This is a genomic window from Streptomyces sp. IMTB 2501, assembly GCF_001953885.1.
GTDB lineage: Bacteria > Actinomycetota > Actinomycetes > Streptomycetales > Streptomycetaceae > Streptomyces.
Map to the genome: position 1 here is coordinate 54,771 of NZ_MQUS01000008.1, position 24,882 is coordinate 79,652.

General features: G+C 69.7%; 22 protein-coding genes, 1 tRNA gene and 2 pseudogenes. 15 read left to right on the top strand and 10 right to left on the bottom strand.

Features of this window, described 5'->3' with window-relative positions; translation table 11 throughout:
- The first annotated feature begins 47 nt into the window (after positions 1-47).
- From AV521_RS15780 to AV521_RS15800, 5 genes are all read left to right on the top strand, one after another.
- Positions 48-881 carry a siderophore-interacting protein gene (locus tag AV521_RS15780; RefSeq protein WP_076088755.1) on the top strand — a complete coding sequence of 278 codons (834 nt, stop codon included), beginning with the start codon at positions 48-50 and terminating at the stop codon, positions 879-881.
- Positions 882-998: 117 nt separating this feature from the next.
- A complete protein-coding gene (gene desA / locus AV521_RS15785) occupies positions 999-2,441 on the top strand; it encodes a lysine decarboxylase DesA (RefSeq protein ID WP_076088757.1) in 1,443 nt (480 codons plus the stop codon).
- The gene (locus AV521_RS15790) at positions 2,425-3,717 is read left to right on the top strand and encodes a lysine N(6)-hydroxylase/L-ornithine N(5)-oxygenase family protein (RefSeq protein WP_076088759.1); all 1,293 of its coding nucleotides are present in this window, start codon (positions 2,425-2,427) and stop codon (positions 3,715-3,717) included. Before desA ends, AV521_RS15790 begins: the two co-directional genes overlap by 17 nt.
- Entirely contained in the window at positions 3,714-4,244 is a 531-nt protein-coding gene (locus tag AV521_RS15795; protein ID WP_076088761.1) for a GNAT family N-acetyltransferase, read from the top strand. Before AV521_RS15790 ends, AV521_RS15795 begins: the two co-directional genes overlap by 4 nt.
- A complete protein-coding gene (locus tag AV521_RS15800; RefSeq protein WP_076088763.1) occupies positions 4,241-6,010 on the top strand; it encodes an IucA/IucC family siderophore biosynthesis protein in 1,770 nt (589 codons plus the stop codon). The genes AV521_RS15795 and AV521_RS15800 overlap by 4 nt, the downstream gene beginning before the upstream one ends.
- Positions 6,011-6,188: 178 nt before the next feature.
- Here AV521_RS15800 and AV521_RS50825 read toward each other — a convergent pair.
- The 4 genes and pseudogenes from AV521_RS50825 to AV521_RS15820 form a co-directional block, all read right to left on the bottom strand.
- Positions 6,189-6,364, bottom strand: a pseudogene (locus AV521_RS50825) (HAD family hydrolase); the annotation flags it as partial.
- A gap of 94 nt (positions 6,365-6,458) precedes the next feature.
- The gene (locus AV521_RS15810; protein ID WP_076088765.1) at positions 6,459-6,986 is read right to left on the bottom strand and encodes a hypothetical protein; all 528 of its coding nucleotides are present in this window, start codon (positions 6,984-6,986) and stop codon (positions 6,459-6,461) included.
- A gap of 47 nt (positions 6,987-7,033) precedes the next feature.
- Entirely contained in the window at positions 7,034-7,696 is a 663-nt protein-coding gene (locus AV521_RS15815; protein WP_076088767.1) for a DUF998 domain-containing protein, read from the bottom strand.
- A gap of 214 nt (positions 7,697-7,910) precedes the next feature.
- Positions 7,911-9,512, bottom strand: coding sequence for a beta-N-acetylhexosaminidase (locus tag AV521_RS15820; RefSeq protein WP_076088769.1), 1,602 nt, complete (start codon positions 9,510-9,512; stop codon positions 7,911-7,913).
- 98 nt (positions 9,513-9,610) lie between these two features.
- On the opposite strand from AV521_RS15820, the gene AV521_RS15825 reads away from it, so the two are divergent.
- Entirely contained in the window at positions 9,611-10,486 is an 876-nt protein-coding gene (locus AV521_RS15825) for a DUF4429 domain-containing protein (protein WP_076088771.1), read from the top strand.
- A 64-nt stretch (positions 10,487-10,550) separates the two neighbouring features.
- Here the strand turns inward: AV521_RS15825 and AV521_RS15830 are convergent, their stop codons facing one another.
- On the bottom strand, positions 10,551-12,116 hold the full coding sequence (locus AV521_RS15830; RefSeq protein ID WP_076088773.1) for a metallophosphoesterase family protein: 1,566 nt from the start codon (positions 12,114-12,116) through the stop codon (positions 10,551-10,553).
- A 177-nt stretch (positions 12,117-12,293) separates the two neighbouring features.
- Here AV521_RS15830 and AV521_RS15835 point away from each other — a divergent pair, with 177 nt between their 5' ends.
- Both AV521_RS15835 and glmS read left to right on the top strand, forming a co-directional pair.
- Complete coding sequence (locus tag AV521_RS15835; protein ID WP_076088775.1) at positions 12,294-12,551, top strand: hypothetical protein; 258 nt, start codon at positions 12,294-12,296, stop codon at positions 12,549-12,551.
- Positions 12,552-12,563: 12 nt separating this feature from the next.
- A complete protein-coding gene (gene glmS / locus AV521_RS15840; RefSeq protein WP_076088777.1) occupies positions 12,564-14,381 on the top strand; it encodes a glutamine--fructose-6-phosphate transaminase (isomerizing) in 1,818 nt (605 codons plus the stop codon).
- Positions 14,382-14,499: 118 nt separating this feature from the next.
- Here glmS and AV521_RS15845 read toward each other — a convergent pair whose 3' ends face one another.
- Both AV521_RS15845 and AV521_RS15850 read right to left on the bottom strand, forming a co-directional pair.
- Positions 14,500-15,060, bottom strand: a complete 561-nt coding sequence (locus AV521_RS15845; RefSeq protein ID WP_076088779.1) for a GPR1/FUN34/YaaH family transporter — start codon at positions 15,058-15,060, stop codon at positions 14,500-14,502.
- Positions 15,061-15,175: 115 nt separating this feature from the next.
- Positions 15,176-15,703, bottom strand: coding sequence for a universal stress protein (locus AV521_RS15850; RefSeq protein WP_053710488.1), 528 nt, complete (start codon positions 15,701-15,703; stop codon positions 15,176-15,178).
- 327 nt (positions 15,704-16,030) lie between these two features.
- Here AV521_RS15850 and AV521_RS15855 point away from each other — a divergent pair, with 327 nt between their 5' ends.
- From AV521_RS15855 to AV521_RS15870, 4 genes and pseudogenes are all read left to right on the top strand, one after another.
- Positions 16,031-16,321: a hypothetical protein gene (locus tag AV521_RS15855; RefSeq protein WP_179023128.1), complete on the top strand. Its 291-nt coding sequence runs from the start codon at positions 16,031-16,033 to the stop codon at positions 16,319-16,321.
- Positions 16,322-16,699: 378 nt separating this feature from the next.
- Positions 16,700-17,920: pseudogene (locus AV521_RS15860) on the top strand (helix-turn-helix domain-containing protein).
- 201 nt (positions 17,921-18,121) lie between these two features.
- Positions 18,122-18,724 carry an oligoribonuclease gene (gene orn / locus AV521_RS15865; RefSeq protein WP_076088781.1) on the top strand — a complete coding sequence of 201 codons (603 nt, stop codon included), beginning with the start codon at positions 18,122-18,124 and terminating at the stop codon, positions 18,722-18,724.
- Between the two features lie 112 nt (positions 18,725-18,836).
- Positions 18,837-18,909, top strand: a tRNA-His gene (locus AV521_RS15870).
- 1 nt (position 18,910) lies between these two features.
- Here the strand turns inward: AV521_RS15870 and AV521_RS15875 are convergent.
- The gene (locus AV521_RS15875; RefSeq protein ID WP_076088783.1) at positions 18,911-20,398 is read right to left on the bottom strand and encodes an MDR family MFS transporter; all 1,488 of its coding nucleotides are present in this window, start codon (positions 20,396-20,398) and stop codon (positions 18,911-18,913) included.
- A gap of 83 nt (positions 20,399-20,481) precedes the next feature.
- On the opposite strand from AV521_RS15875, the gene AV521_RS15880 reads away from it, so the two are divergent.
- Both AV521_RS15880 and AV521_RS15885 read left to right on the top strand, forming a co-directional pair.
- Positions 20,482-21,081: a TetR/AcrR family transcriptional regulator gene (locus AV521_RS15880; RefSeq protein WP_076088785.1), complete on the top strand. Its 600-nt coding sequence runs from the start codon at positions 20,482-20,484 to the stop codon at positions 21,079-21,081.
- The gene (locus tag AV521_RS15885; protein ID WP_076088787.1) at positions 21,078-21,632 is read left to right on the top strand and encodes a signal peptidase II; all 555 of its coding nucleotides are present in this window, start codon (positions 21,078-21,080) and stop codon (positions 21,630-21,632) included. The genes AV521_RS15880 and AV521_RS15885 overlap by 4 nt, the downstream gene beginning before the upstream one ends.
- Here the strand turns inward: AV521_RS15885 and sigJ are convergent.
- Entirely contained in the window at positions 21,626-22,576 is a 951-nt protein-coding gene (gene sigJ / locus AV521_RS15890; protein ID WP_076088789.1) for an RNA polymerase sigma factor SigJ, read from the bottom strand. The two genes, AV521_RS15885 and sigJ, sit on opposite strands and share 7 nt — an antisense overlap.
- A 128-nt stretch (positions 22,577-22,704) precedes the next feature.
- On the opposite strand from sigJ, the gene AV521_RS15895 reads away from it, so the two are divergent.
- Positions 22,705-23,091, top strand: a complete 387-nt coding sequence (locus tag AV521_RS15895; RefSeq protein WP_076088791.1) for a DoxX family protein — start codon at positions 22,705-22,707, stop codon at positions 23,089-23,091.
- Positions 23,092-23,516: 425 nt separating this feature from the next.
- Here AV521_RS15895 and AV521_RS15900 read toward each other — a convergent pair whose 3' ends face one another.
- On the bottom strand, positions 23,517-24,572 hold the full coding sequence (locus AV521_RS15900) for a LacI family DNA-binding transcriptional regulator (RefSeq protein ID WP_076088793.1): 1,056 nt from the start codon (positions 24,570-24,572) through the stop codon (positions 23,517-23,519).
- Positions 24,573-24,882: the final 310 nt, after the last annotated feature.

Below are 24,882 nucleotides of genomic sequence, written 5' to 3' on the forward strand. Positions count from 1 at the left end.
TCCCGCACGGAAAAGTCCTGAATCCCACCCCCCTTCAGGAGCCACACATGACGACGGCCGTAGCCGCCCCGTTCCGATTCTTCGCTCTGCAGGTCATACGGACGAGGCGGCTGGGGCCGTCTCTCGTCCGGGTCACCTTCGGCGGGGCCGAACTGGAATCCTTCCACTCCGACGGACGCGACCAGTCCCTGTCGCTGTTCCTGCCGCACCCGGGCCAGCCCGAGCCCGTCGTCCCGCTGGAGCTGGGCGACGGCTGGTGGCAGGCGTGGCGGGAACTGCCGGACGACGTACGGGCGGTGATGCGCTCGTACACGCTGCGCGCCCTGCGCCGGGACGCCCTGGGCCGCACGAACGAGATCGATATCGACTTCGCCCTGCACACCCCCGCAGGCCCCGCCTCCCGCTGGGCCTCCCGCGCCGGCGCCGGCGACCGGGTGCTGCTGCTCGGGCCCGCCATCGCCGACAACCGCGCCATCCGCTTCCGCCCGCCCGAGGACACCGGCCTCGTCATCCTGTGGGGCGACGAGACCGCCGTACCGGCGGCGACCGCCATCCTCGAATCCCTGCCCGCCGGCATCCGCGCCCGCGCCTGGCTGGAGGTGCCGCACGCCGGGGACATCCAGGACATCGCCACGGACGCGGACGCGGAGATCACGTGGCTCGTGCGGCACGACGGCGCCCCCATGGCCGTCGACGCCGTACGGGCCGCGCAACTCCCCCTCGACGGGCGGCCGTACGTCTGGATCGCCGGTGAGTCGGGGCAGGTGAAGGCGCTGCGGCGGTACTTCGTCGGCGACCGCGGGGTCGACCGGCGGCGGGTGACCTTCGTCGGGTACTGGCGGCAGGGAATGACCGAGGAACAGCTGCGGGCCGCGGAGTAACTCCCCTGGTCGTGACAGCGGTCACGGATGAGGCGTGCCTTGATCCAAAAAACTTAGGTTAGGCTAACCTAAGTTGAACCGAAAACCCCGCACGGACTCCCCTCGGAGGACCCCCACATGCGCTCGCACCTGCTCAATGGCCTCACCGCGGAGCACTACCGCAGCTCCGTGACCGAAGGAGTCGAGCGGGTGGCGGCCAAACTCGCCACCACCGACCGTCCGTTCACCGGCGTCACCGTCGGCGCCCTCACCCCCCGCGTCGACGCCATCGACCTGGACCGGCCGCTCGGCGACACCGCCGCCGTCCTGGACGAGCTGGAGGACGTCTATCTGAAGGACGCGGTCTACTTCCACCACCCCCGCTATCTCGCCCACCTCAACTGCCCGGTCGTAATCCCGGCGGTGCTCGGCGAGGCCGTGCTCTCCGCGGTCAACTCCTCCCTCGACACCTGGGACCAGTCGGCCGGCGGCACTCTCATCGAGCGCAAGCTCATCGACTGGACGGCCGCCCGGACCGGCCTCGGGCCCGCCGCCGACGGTGTGTTCACCTCCGGCGGCACCCAGTCCAACCTCCAGGCGCTGCTCCTCGCGCGAGAGGAGGCCAAGACCGACTCCCTCGCCAGACTGCGGATCTTCGCCTCCGAGGTCAGCCACTTCAGCGTGAAGAAGTCCGCGAAACTGCTCGGCCTCGGCGAGGAGGCGGTCGTCTCCGTCCCCGTCGGCCACGACAAGCGCCTGCAGACCGTCGCCCTCGCCCGCGAACTGGAGCGCTGCCGGCGCGACGGGCTGGTCCCGATGGCGGTCGTCGCCACCGCCGGCACCACCGACTTCGGCTCCATCGACCCGCTCCCGGAGATCGCCGAGCTGTGCGCGCAGTACGGCGTCTGGATGCACGTCGACGCGGCCTACGGCTGCGGGCTGCTCGCCTCCCTGAAGTACCGGGACCGCCTCACCGGCATCGAACGCGCCGACTCGGTCACGGTCGACTACCACAAGTCCTTCTTCCAGCCGGTGAGTTCGTCCGCTCTCCTGGTCCGCGACGCGGCCACCCTGCGTCACGCCACCTACCACGCGGAGTACCTCAACCCGCGCCGCATGGTGCAGGAACGTATCCCCAACCAGGTCGACAAGTCCCTGCAGACCACCCGCCGCTTCGACGCCCTCAAGCTGTGGATGACGCTGCGGGTGATGGGCGCCGACGGCATCGGCGCGCTCTTCGACGAGGTCTGCGACCTGGCGGCCGAGGGCTGGGAACTGCTCGCCGCCGACCCCCGCTTCGACGTCGTCGTCCAGCCCACCCTGTCCACCCTGGTCTTCCGCTACATCCCGGCGGCCGTCACCGACCCGGCCGAGATCGACCGCGCCAACCTCTACGCCCGCAAGGCCCTGTTCGCCTCCGGCGACGCCGTGGTCGCCGGCACCAAGGTCGGGGGCCGCCACTACCTGAAGTTCACCCTGCTCAACCCCGAGACCACGGCGGCCGACATCGCCGCCGTCCTCGATCTGATCGCCGGCCACGCCGAGCAGTACCTGGGAGAGTCCCTTGACCGCGCTTCCTGAAGCCAGCCGCACCCATGACTTCGTGGGGATCGGGCTCGGCCCCTTCAACCTCGGCCTCGCCTGTCTGACCGAGCCCATCGACGGCCTCGACGGCGTCTTCCTCGACTCCAAGCCGGACTTCGAGTGGCACGCCGGGATGTTCCTGGACGGCGCCCATCTGCAGACCCCGTTCATGTCGGACCTGGTCACCCTGGCCGACCCCACCTCGCCGTACTCCTTCCTCAACTACCTGAAGGAGAAAGGCAGACTGTACTCGTTCTACATCCGCGAGAACTTCTATCCGCTGCGGGTCGAGTACGACGACTACTGCCGCTGGGCGGCGGGCCAACTGAGCAGCGTCCGGTTCAACACGACCGTCACCGAGGTGACGTACGAGGACGAGGACGAGCTGTACGTCGTCCGCACCCGGACCGGCGAGACGTACCGCGGCCGGCATCTGGTTCTCGGCACGGGCACGGTCCCCTTCGTCCCGCAGGCCTGCCGGGGGCTCGGCGGTGACTTTGTGCACAACTCCCAGTACATGCACCGCAAGGCGGAGCTGCAGGCGAAGAAGTCCATCACGATCGTCGGCAGCGGCCAGAGCGCGGCCGAGATCTACCACGAGCTGCTCTCCGAGATGGACGTCCACGGCTACCAGCTCAACTGGGTCACCCGCTCCCCGCGGTTCTTCCCGCTGGAGTACACCAAGCTGACCCTGGAGATGACGTCCCCGGACTACATCGACTACTTCCGCGCGCTGCCCGAGGAGACCCGCTACCGGCTGGAGAAGCAGCAGAAGGGCCTGTTCAAGGGCATCAACTCGGATCTCATCGACTCGATCTTCGACCTGCTCTACCAGAAGAACGTCACGAGCGGCGACCGGCCGGTCCCGACCCGGCTGCTCACCAACTCCAGCCTGACGAGCGCGCGTTACGACGCCGACGGCGGCTACACCCTGGGCTTCCACCAGGACGAGCAGGACAAGGACTTCGAGATCGGCACCGAGGGCCTGGTGCTGGCCACCGGCTACCACTACGAGCCCCCGGCCTTCCTCGCCCCGATCCGCGACCGTCTGCTCTTCGACGGCCACGGCCGCTTCGACGTCGCCCGCAACTACGCCGTCGACGTCACTGGCCGCGGCGTCTTCCTGCAGAACGCCGGCGTCCACACCCACAGCATCACCAGCCCCGACCTGGGCATGGGCGCGTACCGCAACTCGTACATCATCCGCGAGCTGCTCGGCACCGAGTACTACCCGGTCGAGAAGACCATCGCGTTCCAGGAGTTCTCCGTATGACCTTCGCCTTCCGTGACGTCGATCCGCTGCAGGACGCCGAGCTGCTGCACTCCTGGGTCACCCATCCCAAGGCGTCCTTCTGGATGATGCAGGACGCGAAACTGGAGGACGTCGAGCGCGCCTACATGGAGATCGCGGCGGACGCCCACCACCACGCGCTGCTCGGGCTGCGCCACGGCGAGCCCGCCTTCCTCATGGAGAAGTACGACCCGGCGCACCGTGAGCTGGCCGGCCTGTACGAAGCACTGCCCGGTGACGTCGGCATGCACTTCCTCACCCCGGCGACCGGCACTCCCGTGCACGGGTTCACCAGGTCCGTCATCACCGCCGTGATGGCCCACCTCTTCGAGGATCCGGCGACCCTGCGGGTCGTCGTGGAGCCGGACGTGCGCAACAAGGCCGTGCACGCCCTGAACGAGGCGGTCGGGTTCGTGCCCGAGCGGGAGGTCCGGAAGCCGGAGAAGAAGGCGCTGCTGAGCTTCTGCACCCGTGCGCAGTTCATCGCCGCGACGGGGGTGGCCGCATGAGCCTCGCCGACGCCGTGGCCCATCTGTCCCCCGAGCGCTGGGCGAGGGCCAACCGGCTGCTCATACGCAAGGCGCTCGCCGAGTTCGCCCACGAGCGCCTGATCACGCCCGAGCAGGAGGGTGACGGGTTTGTCGTCCGCAGTGACGACGGACTGACCTCCTACCGTTTCTCCGCCGTCCGACGCGCCCTCGACCACTGGCAGATCGACGCCGACTCCGTCACCCGGCACCGCGAGGGCACCGAACTCCCCCTCTCCGCCCTGGACTTCTTCATCGAGCTGAAGACCTCCCTGGGCCTGAGCGACGAGATCCTGCCGGTCTATCTGGAGGAGATCTCCTCCACCCTGTCCGGCACCTGCTACAAGCTCACCAAGCCCCGCATCACCTCCGCGGAGCTGGCGGACGGCGGCTTCCAGGCGATCGAGACCGGGATGACCGAGGGCCACCCCTGCTTCGTCGCGAACAACGGGCGGCTCGGGTTCGGCATCCACGAGTACCTGTCGTACGCCCCGGAGACCGCGAGCCCCCTCCGGCTGGTGTGGCTGGCCGCGCACCGCTCCCGGGCCGCGTTCACGGCGGGCGTCGGGATCGAGTACGAGGATTTCCTGCGGGAGGAGCTGGGCGAGAAGACGCTGGACCGTTTCCGCGCCACGCTCACCGAGCAGGGCCTCGACCCCGCCGACTACCTGTTCATCCCGGTCCACCCCTGGCAGTGGTGGAACAAGCTCTCCGTCACCTTCGCGGCCGAGGTGGCCCGCCGGCTTCTGGTCTGCCTCGGCGAAGGCGACGACGAGTATCTGGCCCAGCAGTCCATCCGGACCTTCTTCAACTCCTCCCACCCGGAGAAGCACTATGTGAAGACGGCCCTGTCCGTGCTCAACATGGGCTTCATGCGCGGGCTTTCGGCCGCCTACATGGAGGCCACGCCCGCCATCAACGACTGGCTGGCCCAGCTGATCGAGAACGACCCGGCGCTGAAGGCGACGGGCCTGACGATCATCCGGGAGCGGGCGGCCGTCGGCTACCGGCACCTGGAGTACGAGCAGGCCACCGACCGCTACTCGCCGTACCGCAAGATGCTGGCCGCGCTGTGGCGGGAGAGCCCCGTGCCCTCGCTGCGCGACGGCGAGTCCCTCGCGACCATGGCCTCCCTGCTGCATGTCGACCACGCCGGGGCCTCCTTCGCGGGCGCCCTGATCGAGCGGTCCGGACTCACCCCGACGGAATGGCTCCGCCGCTACCTGCGCGCGTACTACACCCCTCTCCTGCACAGCTTCTACGCCTACGACCTGGCGTTCATGCCGCACGGCGAGAACGTCATCCTGGTGCTGAAGGACGGGATCGTGGAGCGGGCGGTCTACAAGGACATCGCCGAGGAGATCACGGTGATGGACCCGGACGCGGTACTGCCGCCGGAGGTCGGGCGGATCCGGGTGGAGGTCCCCGAGGACAAGAAGCTGCTGTCGATCTTCACGGACGTCTTCGACTGCTTCTTCCGCTTCCTCGCCGCGCACCTCGCGGACGAGGGGATCCTGGCCGAGGACGACTTCTGGCGCACGGTCGCGGAGATCACCCGCGAGTACCGTGACGCGAACCCCGAACTGGCCGACAAGTTCCGGCAGTACGACATGTTCGCCCCCGAGTTCGCCCTGTCCTGCCTCAACCGGCTCCAGCTGCGCGACAACCGGCAGATGGTGGACCTGACGGATCCGTCGGGTGCCCTCCAGCTGGTCGGAACCCTGAAAAATCCCATCGCGGGGTTCTGACCCAGACCGACGGGCTCCCCGCAGTACGGTCCTGCGGGGAGCCCGTCGGCACAGGGCCGTCTGCCGACCACCAGCCGCAGGTCCGCCCTTCCCGCGTGACGCGAAGCGCGAACCGCTCCAGCTCCGGTGCTCCAGCGGCACACCAGCTGCCCAGCTGATCTTCGGCCGCGTCCCACAGGACATCCGGACGGACGAGTCTCAGGGCCTCCGCGTTGTCCCTGCCTTGGGCCACGACGGCTCCGACGAGCGCGGACAGGGTATGACCGGGGAGCCCAGCCAGTCGGCCCAGGACGCCCAGTACCGGTCGTCTCGGGTGATCGTCTTGCCGACGTCGAGCACAACGGTGTCAATCACCCTGGCAGCCCACAGTTCGTGAGTGCCGACGTCGGCCCACCGTGCCGGCGCGAGCATCGAGCGGGCGGGCGGCAAGCCGAAAAACCTCCGGGCGTCAGCCGACCCACGCCCGCAACAGCCCCTCCCGCTCCGCCCTCCGAGGCGAGCCGCCTTCCCACGCGCGGCCCCACTCCGACATCGCCACCAGCGTCGTCGCCATCGTCGCGGCGCCCTCCGTGAGGCGGGACAGGAGAGCGCGGGAGAGGTCAACCTCCGTCTGGGAGTAGCCGGCGGCCGCCGCGACGTACGCCGTCAACTCGTCCTCACCGACGGTTGATTCCACGCGGACCGTCATCGTCGGCGGGTCCTCGCCCGTCAGGCTGACGCCCCCGGACAGAGCCACGTCCAGCACCAGGCCCAGAGCCAGGTCCCTGACCGCGCCGGCCTGTCGCTTCAGGGACTTCACGGGGACTTCCGCCACCGTCAGGGCATGCACGTCCTCCCACAGGTAGAGGCCGGACTGTCTGTCGCCGAGGGCCACCACGCCCTCGGCGGTCAGGCGTACCCCGGGAGCCAGGCCGGACGGCTTCGCACCCAGGTACACATCGCTCCCGACGATGCAGAACAGCCCCACCATGGCCATGGGTGTGCTCACTCCCCCCGACGACGGCACCTTCGTCGTGTGACACATCAAACGATCAGGTCGTTTTCCGCAACGCGCGAAGGGACCGGGGAGTTCCCGCCTCGCCGCCCTGCCCCAAGGTCCGAGGACAGCCGGAACAGACCGTGTGTGCCGACAGCCAGTGTCCACACCAGGAGGGGAAATACCGCGACCCGCTCCATTCCTCCCATTCCCAGTCCCAGGTAGTGGTGGGAAAGGAAGAGCCCCAAAGCCACGATCGCCGTGATTCCGAGCAGGCCGGCGGCCCGGCGCATGGGATCCGGAACATTGTTCGACAGGCCGGTTCCCGCCAGCACAAGGCCGATGTTGCCCGCTCCCATGATGAGCAGGGCACCCAGGACGTGCTGGTTCTCGTGGACGTCCGCAGGCGCCAGCCCGGCGAGCGCGAATCCCAGACCGGCACCGGCCAGGAGAATCCGGGCCACCGTCGCAGTCGCGCCTCGGCGCCACAGGGGGCCGGTCAGCACGGCCCCGACGACGAGTAGCGTTCCCAGAGCGATGAACGAGACGTTCATAAGGCCGTGTTCGGGCGAACAGATATACCGTGGCTCGGGCTCCCGCTGCATGGCGCAGTGAGCATTACCCAAGTCACTGATGTTGTTCCGCGCCCAACTGTACGGTCGTGCCCAGGCTGATTGCGTGATCCCGTGGATCACGAAGAACTGCGCCACACCCGCGGTCCACGCGGCATATCCGATCCGAGCCTTCACCTGTCCGCCTTCTGTCGCACGATTCCCGTACGAGCCAGCGGATCATGCGGCCTCGGCCTCAGGCACTCCGGCGAGCCCCCGGAGCAGGGTGGGGCGGACCCTACGAACGGGTCTGGGGGGCACCCCGGAGCGCGGTCCTCCGGGGTGCCCGTCGGCTGCTGTCAGCCGTTCGAGGTCAGCTTGTCGGCCAGGGGACCTGTGGCGACTTGTAGTAGCCGATCCCGAGGGCCTCCCAGCGCGGGGCCTGGGCGGCCAGCCGGACCTTGTACGTGTCCCAGTCGTGCGTGGCCGCCGGGGACCAGCCCAGCTCGGCCGCGCCCGGGAGCCGCGGGAACGCCATGTAGTCGATGTCGGCATTCGTCTTCAGGGTCTCGGACCACAGGGGTGCCTCCACGCCCCTGATGGCGGATGCCGGGGCGCCGGACAGGTAGGCGCCCGGATTCCAGTCGTACGACCGCTGCACCTCGACCAGGCCCGCCCAGTCCAGGCCCAGCTTGGTGTCCTTGGTGTACTTCATGTCGAGGTAGATCCGGTCGGCCGGGGACAGGATCAGCCCGGTGCCGTTCTGCGCGGCCTTGGCGACCTGGGCCTTGTCGGCCGCGCTGGTGCTGTCCAGGCCCCAGTACTGGGCGATGGCGCCCTTGGCCGGATGCGCGCCGGTGAGCTGGTGCCAGCCGATGACCGTCTTGCCGTACTTGGCCACGAGGGGCTGCACGCGGTCCATGAAGGTCACGTAGTCGGTGTGGCTGGTGGAGTGGGCCTCGTCACCTCCTATGTGGAGGTAGCGGCCCGGGGTGATGGCGGCCAGCTCACGGACGACGTCGTTCACGAAGTCGTACGTCGCCTGCTTCGGCACGCACAGCGAGCTGAAGCCGACCTCCGTGCCGGTGTACAGCGGGGGTGCCTGGCCGTTGCAGTTGAGCTGGGCGTAGGAGGCGAGGGCCGCGTTGCTGTGGCCGGGCATGTCGATCTCGGGGACGACCTCCAGATAACGGGCGGCGGCGTAGGAGACGATCTGCCGGTACTCGGCCTTGGTGTAGTAGCCGCCCTTGCCACCGCCGACCTCGGTGGAACCGCCGTAGCCGGCGAGGCGCGGCCAGGAGTCTATGGCGATGCGCCAGCCCTGGTCGTCGCTGAGATGCAGATGCAGCTCGTTGATCTTGTACAGGGCCAGCTGGTCGATGTACCGCTTGACCTGGGCGACGGTGAAGAAGTGCCGGGAGACGTCCAGCATGGCGCCTCGGTAGGAGTAGCGGGGGCGGTCCTCGATGGTGCCGCCGGCGATCTGCCAGGGGCCGGTCTGCACGTTCCTCTTCTCGACGGCCGCCGGGAGGAGCTGACGGAGGGTCTGGACGCCGTGGAAGAGGCCGGCGGGGGCAGTCGCGGTGACGGTGACCCCGGCCGCGTCGCTGTGCAGCCGGTAGCCCTCGGCTCCGAAGTCGCCCTGGACGAGGTGGAGTCGGATGCCGCCGGTGCCGTGGTCGGTGAGCGGCAGCGGATAGCCGGTGGAGGGCCGCAGGACACCGGTGAGATAGCTGCCGATGCGGCGGACCTCTGCGGAGTCGTCGACGCGGACACCGGTCGCGCGGGTGATGCGGTACGGGGCTCCGCCCGGTGCGACCGAGGCGGGCGCCGGGACCACCTGGCCGAGGGGGGTCGGGGCGGCGGCTGTGGCGGCCGGGGCGGCGCCCAGGGTGAAGACCCCGGCCGCCGCGACGAGCAGCAGGGAACCGAGGATGCCAGGTGTCCGGGGAGTCGTGCTGTGGTTGCGTCTCACATGCGCTCCCTTCAGATGGGGGGATGACCGTCGGACGTGGTGGTTCGTCAGACATGGTCGAGACCACTGTCCCGCAGATCCGGTGAAACAATCCCCCCATGGCGGAAATCATCCAGAAGGACGGCACCTGGGCCTTCGACGGCGAGGCCCTGCGGCTCACCCCGGGACGGGACAAGAACGTGAGCCTGCTCCGCCGGGAGCTGGGCGAACTCGTCGTACCGCTCGGGGCGTTGGCCGGGGTCTCCTTCGAGCAGGGGCGGAAGTCGGGGCGGCTGAGGCTGCGGCTGCGCGACGGCGCCGATCCGCTGACGCAGGCCACCGGCGGCCGGCTCGCCGAGCCGAACGACCCCTGTCAGCTGACGGTGGAGTCCGACCGGTACGGCGTCGCCGAGTACTTCGCGGACGAGGTGCGCAACGCGCTGCTGCTGGACGGGGTTTCCCCGGAGCCGGTCACCGAGTATCTGCTGCCGGGGCCCCCGCTGCCGGTGTCCGCCTCCGCCGGGGACGGCACGGCGGGCTTCGACGGGGAGCGGGTGCGGCTGGAGTGGAACTGGAAGACCGAGGACGCCAAGTCCGCCGGCGGCCCCCGTACGATCCCCGTCGCGGACGTCGTCGGCGTTCAGTGGCAGCCCGCGGCCGGACTGGAGAACGGCCATCTGCGGTTCCTGGTGCGCGGCGCCCCGGTCACGGCGCCGCCCAAGTACGACCCGAACGCCGTAGAGCTGTGGGGCTTCAAGAAGGACCCTCTGATGGCGCTGGTGGCCGCCGCCGTACAGGCGCGGCTGCCGCATCCGGCGGCGGAGGCGGACATACGGAACGGGCCGCCGCGGCTCGCCAAGGAGCCGGAGCCCGCCGAGAGCGACCACGACGCCCTGCTGCGCCGCCTGCGCGAGCTGGGCGACCTGCACCGCGACGGCATCCTGACGGCCGAGGAGTTCGCCCTGGCCAAGCAGGCGGTCCTCAAACGCATGTGACAGCACGCGTGACAGCGCGTGCGAGAGTGCGTGTGAGGACCGTCCGCGGGACCCGTTCCGGGACCTACTTCGCCGTGCGGGACACCGTGAAGTGGTCGATGCGGTCGCCGGTCTCGGCGATGCCCGACACCGTCAGCGTGGTCTGCCGGCCCCGTGGGGCGGGGGTGACGTCCACGCGCAGGAAGGAGTAGTTGAGGTAGCGCACCCGGGACCAGGTGACGGTCTCGTTGACCTTGCCGTCCTTGGTGTTGATGAAGGACGCGACCGAGTCGACCTCGTGCTCGTGGCCCTCGTAGGAGTCCGGGGCGCTGAACGCGTACAGGCTGCGGCCCGCCGCGCCTGCGGTGACGTAGACCACGCCCTCGGTCTCGGTGTAGGCGGTGCCGCCGATCGGGAGCTTCTTGGTGACGGCGCCGGCCTTGATGACGTCGGTGCGCTCGTACTGGTGGTTGTGACCGTTGATGACCAGGTCCACCTGGTACTTCTCGAACAGCGGCACCCACTCCTGGCGCACGCCCCCCTCCGAGGCGTGCGCCGTGGACGTGCAGTACGCGCAGTGGTGGAAGAACACGACGATGAAGTCGACGTCGTCGCAGGCCCGGAACTTCTTCAGCTGGGCCTCGAACCACTTGGTCTGGGTTCCACCTGATATGCCCAAGTTCGCCGGGATCTCGAAGGAGACGTCGTTCGGGTCCAGCGAGATGACCGCGGTGTTGCCGTGGACGAAGGAGTAGACGCCGGGCAGGTTCTTCGCGTCCGGTCCGTTGTCCGGGAGGGTCCAGCGAGCCTGCTCGCCACCGTAGCCGTTGGGCGAGTACCAGGCCTCCATGTCGTGGTTGCCGTACGAGACCATCCACGGGACCTGCTTGGCGACCGACTCGGTCTGGTACAGGAACTGGTCCCAGGTGCGCGAGTCGAAGCCCGTGTCGGTGGACTTGCCCTGGCCGGCCGGGTCGCCGTACGCGATGTCGCCGGCGTGCAGATGGAAGGCCGGGTTCTGGCCGAGGATCAGGCTGTCGTTGGCCAGGGCGTGGTAGCTGACGCCCTGGTCGCCGAAGGCGGTGAAGGTGAACGGCGCCTTGCGGGCGGGGGCGGTGGTGAAGGTGCCCAGGGTGCCCAGCAGATGCCGCTCGGCCGGGTCGAAGCCCTCGTGGCCGACGCCGTAGTAGTAGGTCCTGCCCGGGCGCAGGTGGGTGAGCCGGGCGTGCAGGTAGTACTGCGTGTGGTCGCCGCTCGCGCCGACGCCGGCCGGGGTGTAGAGGCTGCGGACCTCGGCCTCGATCTTGCGGGAGAGGTCCCAGGGGTGGGCGCCGATGCGGATGAACGGCTTGTTCACGGCGACGGGGACCTGCCAGGAGACGGTCATCTCCGTGCGCGGGTCGCTGCCGTAGGCGAGGTGGCGGCCGAAGGGGGCGACCAGGGCGCCGTCGACGGTCTCGGCGGAGGAGGCGGTGCGCTGGGTCGGCACGGCCGCCTGTGCTGTGGCACCCGGCACAAACGCGCCACCCGCGACGGCGCCCAGCGTGACGGCGCCGCCTCTGATCATGGTGCGCCGCGAGAATCTGGCGCGCAGGTACTCATGCTGCTCGGCCATGCTCATGCGCTCGGCCAGCTTCTCGGGTACTCCCATACGAGGAATGTCCATGGCGCCTGAAAATGGTCCACATCTCCAACGAGACGCAAGACACAGGATGGACAGCCGGCGAACAGAGATCCACCAGCCCGACAACAGGTCGGCTCATGACCCACTGCCCGATATCGGGCACGATTCTTGCGAATCCGGCGCCGGTACCTCAGGATCTACCGGGTGCACGACGAACTCGTTGATCATCTGACGCGGTCCACGCCCCTGAACCGGGGCGAGGCGCTACGGGTGGTCCAGGACGTGCTCGCCTACTTCGACGAGTCGACGGAGGACTACGTCCGTCGCCGCCACCGCGAGCTCCAGACCCGGGGTCTGGTCAACGCGGAGATCTTCGAACGGATCGGGGCGGATCTGAAATACCGGGCGGTGGCACCGCCTGAGCTGACGCTCAGGCAGCTGCGCCGCATTGTCTACGGCTAGGAATACCTCTATATGTGCGGAATTGTCGGATACATCGGGAAGCGTGACGTCGCCCCTCTCCTCCTGGAGGGCCTGCAGCGGCTGGAGTACCGCGGCTACGACTCCGCGGGCATCGTCGTCACCTCCCCGAAGACGCCCGGCCTGAAGATGGTCAAGGCCAAGGGCCGGGTGCGCGACCTGGAGGCCAAGGTCCCGGCGCGCTTCAAGGGCACCACCGGTATCGCCCACACCCGCTGGGCCACCCATGGCGCCCCCTCCGACGTCAACGCCCACCCGCACATGTCGGCGGACGGCAAGGTCGCCGTCGTGCACAACGGCATCATCGACAACGCCGCCGACCTGCGCCGCAAGCTGGAGGCGGACGGCGTCGAGTTCCTCTCCGAGACCGACACCGAGGTGCTCACCCACCTCATCGCCCGCTCCACGGCCGAGAAGCTGGAGGACAAGGTCCGCCAGGCGGTGCGGGTGATCGAGGGCACGTACGGCATCGCCGTGCTGCACGCCGACCACCCCGACCGCATCGTGGTGGCGCGCAACGGCTCCCCGGTCGTCCTCGGCATCGGCGAGAAGGAGATGTTCGTCGCCTCCGACATCGCCGCCCTGGTCATGCACACCCGGCAGATAGTGACCCTCGACGACGGCGAGATGGCCACACTGAAGGCCGACGACTTCCGCACCTACACCACCGAGGGCACGCGCACCACCGCCGAGCCCACGACCGTGGAGTGGGAGGCCGAGTCGTACGACATGGGCGGCCACGACACCTACATGCACAAGGAGATCTTCGAGCAGGCCGACGCCGTGGACCGCGTGCTGCGCGGCCGCATCGACGACCGCTTCTCCACCGTGCACCTCGGCGGCCTCAACCTGGACGCCCGCGAGGCCCGGCAGATCCGCCGCGTGAAGATCCTCGGCTGCGGCACCTCCTACCACGCGGGCATGATCGGCGCCCAGATGATCGAGGAGCTGGCCCGCATCCCGGCGGACGCCGAGCCGGCCTCCGAGTTCCGCTACCGCAACGCGGTCGTCGACCCCGACACCCTCTACGTCGCCGTCTCCCAGTCCGGTGAGACGTACGACGTCCTCGCCGCCGTGCAGGAGCTGAAGCGCAAGGGCGCCAAGGTCTTCGGCGTCGTCAACGTCGTCGGCTCGGCGATCGCGCGCGAGGCGGACGCCGGGATCTACGTCCACGCGGGCCCCGAGGTCTGCGTGGTCTCGACGAAGTGCTTCACGAACATGACGGTGGCCTTCGCCCTCCTCGCCCTCCACCTCGGCCGCACCCGTGACCTCTCGGTCCGCGACGGCAAGCGGATCATCGAGGGGCTGCGCAAGCTGCCGGAGCAGATCACCGAGATCCTCAAGCAGGAGGAGCAGATCAAGGAGCTGGCCGAGCTGTACGCCGACGCCCGCTCGATGCTCTTCATCGGCCGCGTCCGGGGCTACCCGGTGGCCCGCGAGGCCTCCCTGAAGCTCAAGGAGGTCTCCTACATCCACGCCGAGGCCTACCCCGCCTCCGAGCTGAAGCACGGCCCGCTGGCCCTGATCGAGCCGGCCCTGCCCACGGTGGCGATCGTCCCCGACGACGACCTCCTGGAGAAGAACCGCGCGGCCCTGGAGGAGATCAAGGCCCGCAGCGGCAAGATCCTCGCGGTGGCCCACCAGCACCAGGACAAGGCGGACCAGACGATCGTCGTCCCGAAGAACGAGGACGAACTGGACCCCATCCTGATGGGCATCCCCCTCCAGCTCCTGGCGTACCACACGGCGAAGGCGCTGGGCCGGGACATCGACAAGCCGAGGAACCTCGCCAAGTCGGTAACGGTGGAGTAGTTCCCCAGGGGCGCGGCGAGCTGCGCGATCAACCATGACGGCGCAGCACAGGCGCGACAACAGAACGGACCCCCACGTGGCCACCTTCACGCGGGGGTCCTTTCAGTGCCGCTGAGAATCAGCCGGTGGCCGTCACCCCCCGGCGGGCGGCACGCCCGGGAAGGGCCGTAGGCCAGTGCGCGAGCGCCGCGGTCGCCGCGTACCAGGCCACCGCACCGGACACCGCGGCGACCCAACCCCCGACCTTGGTCAGAGAGGAACTGCCGGCGAAGGCCGCGACGGCCAGCACCAGCATCGCGAGGAACAGCAGCCCGTGCATGAGCTGACCGAGGCTGTCCCCGCCCGCGAGGGTCAGGGTGAGCGCCACGAGGGCGAACAGAAGCAGGAAGAGCCCGGCCGCGTTGGCCGACGACTGGCCCGCGACGGCCCAGGTGAACCAGAGGGCGCCGAGAGCCACAAAACGCGTACCCGAGGCGCTGTCGCCACCCCGGAAGGCCACCAGGCCGACGAGGAACAGGGCGACTCCGCCCACATAGTGGGCCACTGACACGGCGTCGGACGCGGCCACGCCGTGCATCACGCCAGTCGTACCGAGGCCGAACGCCAACAGGGTGATTCCCAGGGCGAGTCGGCCCACTACCGTAGTGCTTCCGCTTCCCGCGGAGACTTCGCTGTCCACGGCGGGCTCCCTTCGTGCTGTGCAGTTGTGCGGTGACCGATATATGCCCTTCACAAGGGCACAAACCACCTCTACGCACGAGTAGTTTCGCGCTGCACAAAGGGAGTTGGAGTACTCAGGGAATGACGATCACGGGCCGCTGCGCCCGCTTGGCGAGCCGCCCCGCGACGGAGCCGAAGATCCGGCCGACGATGCCGTGCGTGGAGCCGACGACGATCGCGTCGGCCTCGTACTCCCGGCCCACCTCTTCGAGTTCGTGGCAGATGTCCCCGCCCCGCTCGACCAGGATCCACGGCACCTCGGCCAGATAGTCCGCGCACGCCAGCTCCAGCCCGAGGACCTCGGTGCGATGGTCCGGCACGTCGACGAAGACGGGCGGCTCGCAGCCGGCCCACACGGTGGTGGGCAGCCGGTTGGCGACATGGACGATGATCAGGCCCGAATGGGAGCGGTGGGCCATCCCGATGGCGTAGGCGAGGGCGCGCTCACTGGAGGTGGAGCCGTCGAAGCCGACGACGACTCCGTGCCGGAAGGCAGGGTCGCATGAGGGGCGTGACTCTTCCGCCGCCAGGGGATCGGCCGCCGTCGGATCGGCGACCGGCCGCTTGCGGTCCGCGGGTTCGAAGAATTCGTGACCGGCCATGGCTGTCTCGGCGTTGTGATCCTTTATGGGTGGGACGACAGTGTGCGCGGAGCTGTTCACGGAGCTGTGTCCGGGAAACATCTTCCCAACCCCATACCCCCAAGGGTACGGCGGCACGCCTCCTGAGCCCAGATCCCGCGCACGCTCCGTAAGCGGTCCCCCGACGTCCGTAGGGGTTCACCGGAGCATGCACGAGCGACGCCCGTAACGCAATGGTTGCTGCCCCGTACAGGCGGTTTGCTCAGGATTCACATACGTGCGGCCGGTGACCGACCGGTCGAACAGACGTTGAACCCGGGTGACCCACCGCCACAGGGAGTACGAGTGATGCCCGGTCCCCGATCCACCTGCGAGCCGCCTTCCGCGCCGGACACCGTGAGCGATGTGATCCGCTGGGCCGCCTTCAGCTGCGTTCTCGTCCCCGTGGTCCTCGTCTGGTACGGCTCCTCGCTGGCCGGCGCGGCGGGCGCCGCGCTGGGCCTGGCCGCGGTCACGGCCGTGTGCCGGATCCTGCTGCGCCGGTCCGAGCGGTGCGCCGAGCGACACGCCTGTTCCGCAAAGCGTTGCGCGGTGCAAAGAGGTGGGCGTCATACCCGCCGACGGACACCGGTCGACTGACCTGTTTCAGTACCCCCGAACGTTTCTTTTCAGCCAACTTCTGAATGTCGCCCCAGGTGACCCCGAACCACCCTCCAACCCCCGTTTGACCTGCACGGAAAGGGTCTACGGGCGGCTGTGCACCCTACGCGGTTTGGCCACTGCGACGAGGCGCACTTCCCTGCACGCCTCGTGAGTGCAACGCTTCGTGATCGAATGCTTCACGCCAAGTTGTCATGTCGACAATCTGGGGCGTGTGGAACTGGTCACCGTGAGACCGCGGGAGCCAGTAGATTCGATCTTGACTGTCTTACGGCGGGGGACTCGTGCAGGACCGAGGGGAAACGTGCAGGAGCGACACAACCGAGGAGCCGCGACCACCGAGGGGGGCTTAGCAGTATGAGCCACGACTCCACTGCCGCGCCGGAGGCCGCTGTCCGGAAACTGTCCGGGCGCCGCCGCAAGGAGATCGTCGCAGTGCTGCTGTTCAGCGGCGGCCCGATCTTCGAGAGTTCCATTCCGCTGTCGGTGTTCGGGATCGACCGCCAGGACGCCGGGGTGCCGCGCTACCGGCTGCTGGTGTGCGCCGGCTAGGAAGGCCCGCTGCGGACCACAGGGGGCCTGGAACTCACCGCGCCGCATGGACTGGAGGCGATCTCACGCGCTGGGACGGTCGTCGTACCGGCCTGGCGTTCGATCACCGCGCCGCCACCGGAAGAGGCGCTCGACGCGCTGCGACGGGCGCATGAGGAGGGCGCCCGCATCGTCGGACTGTGCACCGGGGCCTTCGTCCTCGCGGCAGCGGGCCTGCTGGACGGCCGCCCGGCGACGACCCACTGGATGTACGCGCCGACGCTGGCCAAGCGCTACCCGTCGGTCCACGTGGATCCGCGGGAGCTGTTCGTCGACGACGGCGACGTGCTCACGTCAGCGGGTACGGCGGCCGGTATCGATCTCTGTCTCCACATCGTGCGGACGGACCACGGCAACGAGGCGGCCGGCGCGCTCGCCCGGCGCCTGGTGGTCCCACCGCGCCGAACAGGCGGCCAGGAGCGCTACCTCGATCGATCTTTACCAGAGGAGATCGGCGCCGACCCGCTCGCCGAGGTCGTCGCCTGGGCGCTGGAACACCTCCACGAGCAGTTCGACGTGGAGACCCTGGCGGCACGCGCCTATATGAGCCGCCGTACGTTCGACCGCCGGTTCCGTTCGCTGACCGGAAGCGCTCCGCTGCAGTGGCTGATCACGCAGCGGGTGCTGCAGGCGCAGCGACTGCTGGAGACGTCGGACTACTCCGTGGACGAGGTGGCGGGCCGGTGCGGCTTCCGCTCCCCCGTCGCGCTGCGCGGCCACTTCCGCCGCCAGCTCGGCTCGTCCCCCGCCGCCTACCGGGCCGCCTACCGGGCCCGCCGGCCGCAGGGCGACAAACCGGCCGACGCGGAGCCGGCGCTGCCCGCGCCGGGCCAGCCGGGCCCGCCCCCGGGCCTGCCGGGCCCAGGTGCGATAGGTCACCCGCCCACCATGCTGCACCCGGACCGCGACAACGGAGTCCCGATGCAGACCCGCCGCCAGGCGGCGGGCGCGGTGGGACTGCTGCCGGGGCCGCGGAGCGGTAGCTGAGAGAAGGGGGGCGAGGACAGACTCGCCCCCCTTGTCTTTTCGGCACAGGCCGGTCTTTTCGGCACAGGCCGGCAAAAACAGTCCGTCCGGCATCTGAGGACGAGGCCGAAGGCCGACAGCGGGGCCCGCGGGCGGCAGCCCCCGGACTTCGGCGCCGGCACAGGGCACCCCAAAAGCGCAGCTCCGCTTTAGGGTGGTCGCATGAACGATCGCATGGTGTGGATCGACTGCGAGATGACCGGCCTCTCGCTGTCCGACGACGCTCTCATCGAGGTGGCCGCCCTCGTCACCGACTCCGAGCTGAACGTACTCGGCGAGGGGGTGGACATCGTCATCCGCCCGCCGGACCAGGCGCTGGAGACGATGCCGGAGGTGGTGCGTCAGATGCACACCGCGTCCGGGCTGCTCGCCGAGCTCCCGAACGGCACGACCCTCCAGGACGCCGAGGAGCAGGTCCTCGCGTATGTGAAGGAGTACGTGAAGGAACCCGGCAAGGCCCCGCTGTGCGGCAACTCCGTCGGCACCGACCGCGGCTTCCTGGAGCGGGACATGTCGGCCCTGGAGAGTTACCTCCACTACCGGATCGTGGACGTCTCCAGCATCAAGGAGCTGGCGCGGCGCTGGTATCCGCGGGCGTACTTCAACAGCCCGGAGAAGAACGGCAACCACCGGGCCCTCGCCGACATCCGCGAGTCGATCGCCGAGCTGCGCTACTACCGCGAGGCCGTCTTCGTCCCGCAGCCCGGTCCCGACTCCGACACGGCGAAGGCGATCGCCGCCAAGTACGTCCTGCCTGCTCAGTAAGTCTTCAGAGGTCCCGCGCAAGGGTGCCGTAAAACGTGTGCGCGAGCACCCCCGCGGACCCTGTAGACTTCTTCTCGGCCGGTCGGGGAAACGACTTCCACCGCCGGTCGTGGTGGGTGTAGCTCAGCTGGTAGAGCACCTGGTTGTGGTCCAGGATGTCGCGGGTTCGAGTCCCGTCACTCACCCTCACCAATCAGCCGGTGACTCCGTCGCGAGACGGGTCACCGGCTGATTCTTTTGTGCCGTGTTCTTGTTTCCGGTGCCGGGCCCGCCCCGCAGCGGCACCTCCCGCACCAGCAGCGCGAGTACGAACGCCACCGCGCACACCGCCGCCGTCGTCAGATATATGTGCCGGGTGCCGACCGCCACTGCGTGCCGGTGCGCCTCGCCCCGCGCCGTCCCCGTCACCGCCCGGGTGAACAGCGAGCCGAAGACGGCCACGCCGACGGAGCCGCCGAGGGTGCGGAACAAGTTGGTCGCCGCCATGGCCGCCCCCATGTCCCGCAGCTCCACGCTGTTCTGCGCGAGGGTGGTGGCCATCTGCATGGTGAAGCCCATGCCGAGGCCGACGAGGACCGTCCAGCAGCCTGCGACGAGGCGGGAGGTGCCCGTGTCCATGGTGGCGAGCGCCACCGTGCCGATCGTCAGCAGCAGCGTGCCGAGCACCGGGAACACCTTGTACCGGCCGGTGCGGGACATGACCTTCCCGGCGATGTTGGAGGCGATGACCACGGGGATCATCAGCGGCAGCAGAAGCAGCCCGGAGCTGGTCGCCGTGGCGCCCTGGACGGTCTGCTGGAACAGGGGCAGATAGAGCGCCGAGCCGAACATCACCACTCCGGTCGCCGCCAACAGGCCGATGCCGAGCGGGAAGTTGCGGTGCCCGGTGAACACACGGGGCGGCAGCAGGGGTTCGGTGACGTGCCGCTCCACGGCGACGAACCCCACCGTGCCGAGAACGGCCACCGCGCCCAGGGCGAGTATCCGCCAGGACGTCCAGGCGTACGTCGTACCGGCCCAGGTCGCCGCGAGGACCGTCGCGCCGATGGTGGCCGTGAGCACGGCGGTGCCCGCCCAGTCGATGCGCGGCCGGGTCTTGGGCGGCCGCGCCGGCAGCCGGAGCATCAGCCGGACCCAGACCAGGGCGACGATCCCGAGCGGCAGATTGACGTAGAACGCCCAGCGCCAGCCGAGGTGGCCGGTGACCAGGCCGCCGACCAGGGGTCCGCCGACCACGCCCAGAGCCATCACGGAGGCGGTCATGCCCTGGTAACGGCCCCGCTCCCGGGGCGGCACGAGGATGCCGACCAGGGCGAACGCCCCGGCGGCCAGCCCGCCCGCGCCGATGCCCTGCAGGGCACGGAACTCGATCAGCTGGGCCATCGAGTGGGCGGCGCCGGCGAGCAGCGAGGCCAGCAGGAAGAGCACGATCGAGGCGAGGAAGACCTGCTTGCGGCTGTAGAGGTCACCGAGCTTGCCCCAGACGGGAGTCGACACGGCGGTGGCGAGTGTGTAGGCGGTGACGACCCAGGAGATGTGCTCCAGGCCGCCCAGGTCACGGACGATCGTCGGCATCGCCGTACCGACGACGTTGTTGTCCAGCATGCCCAGCAGCATGGCGAGCATCACGCCGAGCAGCGTCCAGCGGACGTTCTTGGGAGGTGGTGTGGTCATACGGCCCAGAAAAGCACACCGACTCACTAAGTGCAACGAGTCAACTTTTTGCCTGCGGCAACCGAGCGGGTAGGCTACGGACCATGACGGAGACGATGGGCCGGCGCGAACGCAAGAAGGCCGCGACCCGCCAGGCGCTGGCGGACGCGGCACTGGAGCTCTTCCTGGAGCACGGCTTCGACGCGGTGAGCATCAGGGACATCGCGGAGGCGGCCGACGTCTCCACCACGACCCTGTTCAAGCACTTCCCGAGCAAGGAAGCGCTGCTGTTCGACATGGACACGGACCTGGAACAGGCACTGGTCGCCGCCGTACGCGACCGGGCGACCGGCACCCCGCTCGTCCAGGCCCTGCGCGAGCACATGCTGCGCGCCCAGGCGCTCAAGTCCGAGTACGACGAGCAGATCACCGCGTTCCAGCGGCTGGTCACCAGCACCCCGGCGCTCGTGGAGTACTACCGGCGCATGTGGATGCGGCACGAACGCGCCCTGACCGAGGCGATCGCCGCCGACACCGGCGCCCCCGCCGACGACCCCGCCTGCGCCGCCCTGGCCCATCTCGCCCTGGAGGCCCGGTCCCTCGCGGCGACAGCTCCGGACCGGGTCGCCGCCGTCAACGCGGCCTTCGATCTGCTGGAACGCGGCTGGGAGGCGGTACGGGGCGCGGAGGTGCGCAGCTCATGACGCCGGACCCGCGGGACGCACACGGTGAGGGCACCGGGGCGAAGCGGCGGATCGCGCTGCTCCTGGCAGTGGCGGGAGTCGCCTATGCCATCGATCTGTGCAGCAAACTGCTCGTCGTCGCACGGCTGGAGAACCACGCGCCGGTCGAGGTGATCGGCAGCTGGCTGGAGCTGCGGGTCTCCCGGAACCCGGGCGCCGCGTTCAGCATGGGCACGGCCATGACCTTCGTGTTCACGGCCATCGCCGCAGCCGTGGTGGTCGTCGTCGTCCGCCTGGCACGCAAGCTGTACAGCGTCCCGTGGGCCATGGCCCTCGGCCTGCTGCTGGGCGGTGCGCTCGGCAATCTGACGGACCGTGTCTTCCGCTCCCCCGGCGGCCTGCAGGGCGCGGTGGTCGACTTCATCGCCGTCCGTGGCTTCAGTGTGATGAACCTGGCGGACTGGGCGATCGTCAGCGGTGGGGTACTGATCGTGCTCTTCTCCTTCCTGGGCTGGGAGTGGGGACACAGCGAGCCGCAGCGCGCCCTGCCGGGGGACGCCGGCCCTCAGTGACCGGCGGCTCGCCCCTGCGGCAGACGCCCGATGTCCGACACCGGGCCGAGGTGGCCCAGCTTGTCGGGGTTGGACACCGAGTGGATCGCCCGGATCACCCCGTCGGCGATGTCGAGCTCGACCACACTGGCCACGCGCCCCTCGGCGTCCTGGATCACCGCGCCCGGACGGCCGTTGATCCAAGCCGCGCGGAGGGAGGCGCCGAGCGCCCCGACCCGGCGGAGACCACCGACCAGCAGCTGTGCCACGTGGCGCGGCTCGGTGACCGACCTCGCGATCGCGCGCGCCTTGCCGCCGCCGTCGCCCTGGAACACCACCTCCGGGGCGAGCATGCCGAGCAACGCGTCCATGTCGCCGCCCTCGGCGGCCGCGAAGAACTTACGGGCCAGCTCCTCGCCCTCGGCCCGCCGCAGCGGGGGCGGCGGCGCGATGCCGGCCGGCTGCCCGCCGGGAGCGACGCGCTTTCTGGCGCGGACCAGGATCTGCCGGCAGTTCGCCTCGGACTTGCCGACGATCCTCGCCACGTCCGGGTAGCCGTACCCGAAGACCTCGCGCAGCACGAACACCGCGCGCTCCGCCGGGGCAAGGGCCTCCAGCAGCACGAGGAACGCCATCGACAGCGCGTCGGACAGCTCGGCGTGCTCGGCCGGTCCGGGGCGCTCGGTGGACACCACGACCGGCTCGGGCAGCCAGTCGCCCACATAGGTCTCCCGCCGTACACGTGCCGAGCGCAGATGGTTGATGCCGAGCCGGGTCACCGAGGTGGTCAGGTACGCCTTCACGTTGCCGATCGCGGTTCCCGACTGTCGCGCCCGGGTCAGACCCAGGTAGGCGTCCTGCACGAGGTCCTCGGCGTCGCCCACCGATCCGGTCATTCCGTAGGCGATGGAGAACAGCAACGACCGGTATCGGTCCGCGTCCGTGCCAACCACTGATCCCGCCACGGAGTTCCCCCTCCGAAGATCCGCTCGATGTCCGGCAGCGTATCCGAGACGCGCGGCACACGCGGTCCCGTCACAGGCTGCCCGGGTGTCCTGTCCTAGAGGGGCAACAGCGAACAAGGAGGCAGCACATGAACCTCGCCCTGTGGATCGTCACCGGACTGCTCGCCGTCGCCTACCTGCTCGGCGGCGGCGCCAAGGTCGTCATGGCGAAGGAGAGGATCGCCGCCTTCGGGCCCAGTTCGCGATGGGTCGACGACTTCGGCAACGGCGGCGTGAAGGCCATCGGCGCCGTGGAGATCCTGGCCGCCGTGGGTCTGGTCCTGCCCGCCGCACTCGACATCGCCCCGGTGCTGGAGCCGTTGGCCGCCCTTGGCCTGGTACTCCTCATGATCGGCGCGGCGGTCGTCCGACTGCGCCGCCACGAGATCGAGTTCATGGTGGTGGACGTGTTCTACATCGCCCTGGCAGCGTTCGTGGCCTGGGGCCGCTTGGGCCCCGAGTCCCTCGTCCACTGACGGGAAGAGGCGACCGCAAGAGCCTGTCGACGGCGTTCACACAACTGCCCGGCGTAGAGCATCCGATCGCACTGGCTCCGACGAGAGGTTCGGCGGGCGGGGCGCTGACGGCGGCCGTCTCGCGCGGTGGCGGTCTCGGGCTGCTGGGCAGCGGGAACGGCGACCGGGCCTGACTGGCCCGCGAACTGCCGGTCCTGACCGCCGAAAGCGCCGGAAAGCCCCGGGGCGTCGGGACCGACGCCCAGGCCGGGCAGTCGCACCAGGAAGCCGTCGCACGCGGCGAGATCCCCGCGCTCCCGCGGTGGGCCGGCGAGGCCGTCGGCCTCATCGACGACCTGCCCCGTGCCGCCGACCTGGTCGGCACTCTGGCCGCACAGGCCGAGGGCGCGCTGAAACGGGCCGGTGGGGGCTGACGGGTACGAGGGTTACGACGACGCCCGCGCCACCAACTCCGTCGGCAGCACGGCATGTTGGCGTTCCAGGCCCCGCGAGACGGGTGGGCGGCGGTCGGCGATCTCCGTGAGGAGCAGGTCGAGCATCGCGCGGCCCATCTCCTCGATGGGCTGGCGGACGCTGGTGAGCGGTGGGTCCATGTGCCGGGCGATGGCGGAGTCGTCGTAGCCGACCAGCGCCACGTCGTCCGGGATGCGGCGGCCGGCCTCGCGCAGCACCTGCCGGGCACCGGCCGCCATCACGTCCGAGCCGGCGAAGACCGCGTCCAGGTCCGGGCGCCGCTCCAGGAGTACGGACATGGCCCGTCGGCCGCCCTCTTCCGTGAAGTCCCCTGGCTCCACAAGGAGTTCGTCCACCTCACGGCCCGCGTCACACAGCGCGTCGCGGTAGCCGTCGACGCGGCACTGGGCGCCGTACACGTCGAGGCGGCCGGTGATGTGCGCGATGCGGGTGCGGCCGCGGGAGAGCAGATGCTCCACGGCCGAGCGGGCGCCGCCGTAGTTGTCCGAGTCCACCGAGGTGAGCGTCTCGCCGGCCGAGCGCGGGCCGCTGATCACGGCCGGGATCTCCAGCTGGGCCAGCAGATCCGGCAGGGGGTCGTCGGCGTGGACGGAGACGAGGAGTACGCCGTCGACCCGGTGGGCCGCCAGGTACTGGGCCAGGCGCCGCCGCTCCCGGTCGCTGCCCGCGAAGATCAGCAGCAACTGCATCTCGGTGTCGGCGAGTTGGGAGCCGACACCGCGCAGCATGTCGGAGAAGTACGGCTCGGCGAAGAACCGGGTCTCCGGTTCGGGGACGACGAGCGCGATGGCGTCGGTGCGGTTGGCGGCCAGGGCGCGGGCGGCGGTGTTGGGGACGTAGCCGAGTTCCGCGACCGCCGCCTCGACCGCGGCGCGGGTGGCGTCGCTGACCCGGGGCGAGCCGTTGATCACGCGTGAGACCGTGCCCCGGCCGACGCCGGCCCGGGCGGCGACCTCTTCGAGCGTGGGCCGACCCCCGCCGCGGCCCCGCGCTCCCTGGCTTGCCATGGGCTCCGCCTCTCTCGACCGTCTCCTGATGCCGGCCTGGAATGTAACAGGACCGTTCGCCGCGGTGGCCGACCTGGGGGCCGCGCCCCAGACCCCCGTTCGCCGGCCTCCGGCTCCGCCCTCAAGCGCCGGACGGGCTCAGGTGGCTCCAGTTAACGACCCAATAAACGAACGCCGTTGCCGTCGTCCGCTCCCTTGACACCCCGCCCCGCACCGGCGACCCTTCAACACATCACTCATGGGAGCGCTCCCACACTACCTGACACCTACACATCCCGCACGTTCCCCGCCCGAGCCGCAGCGAAGACGA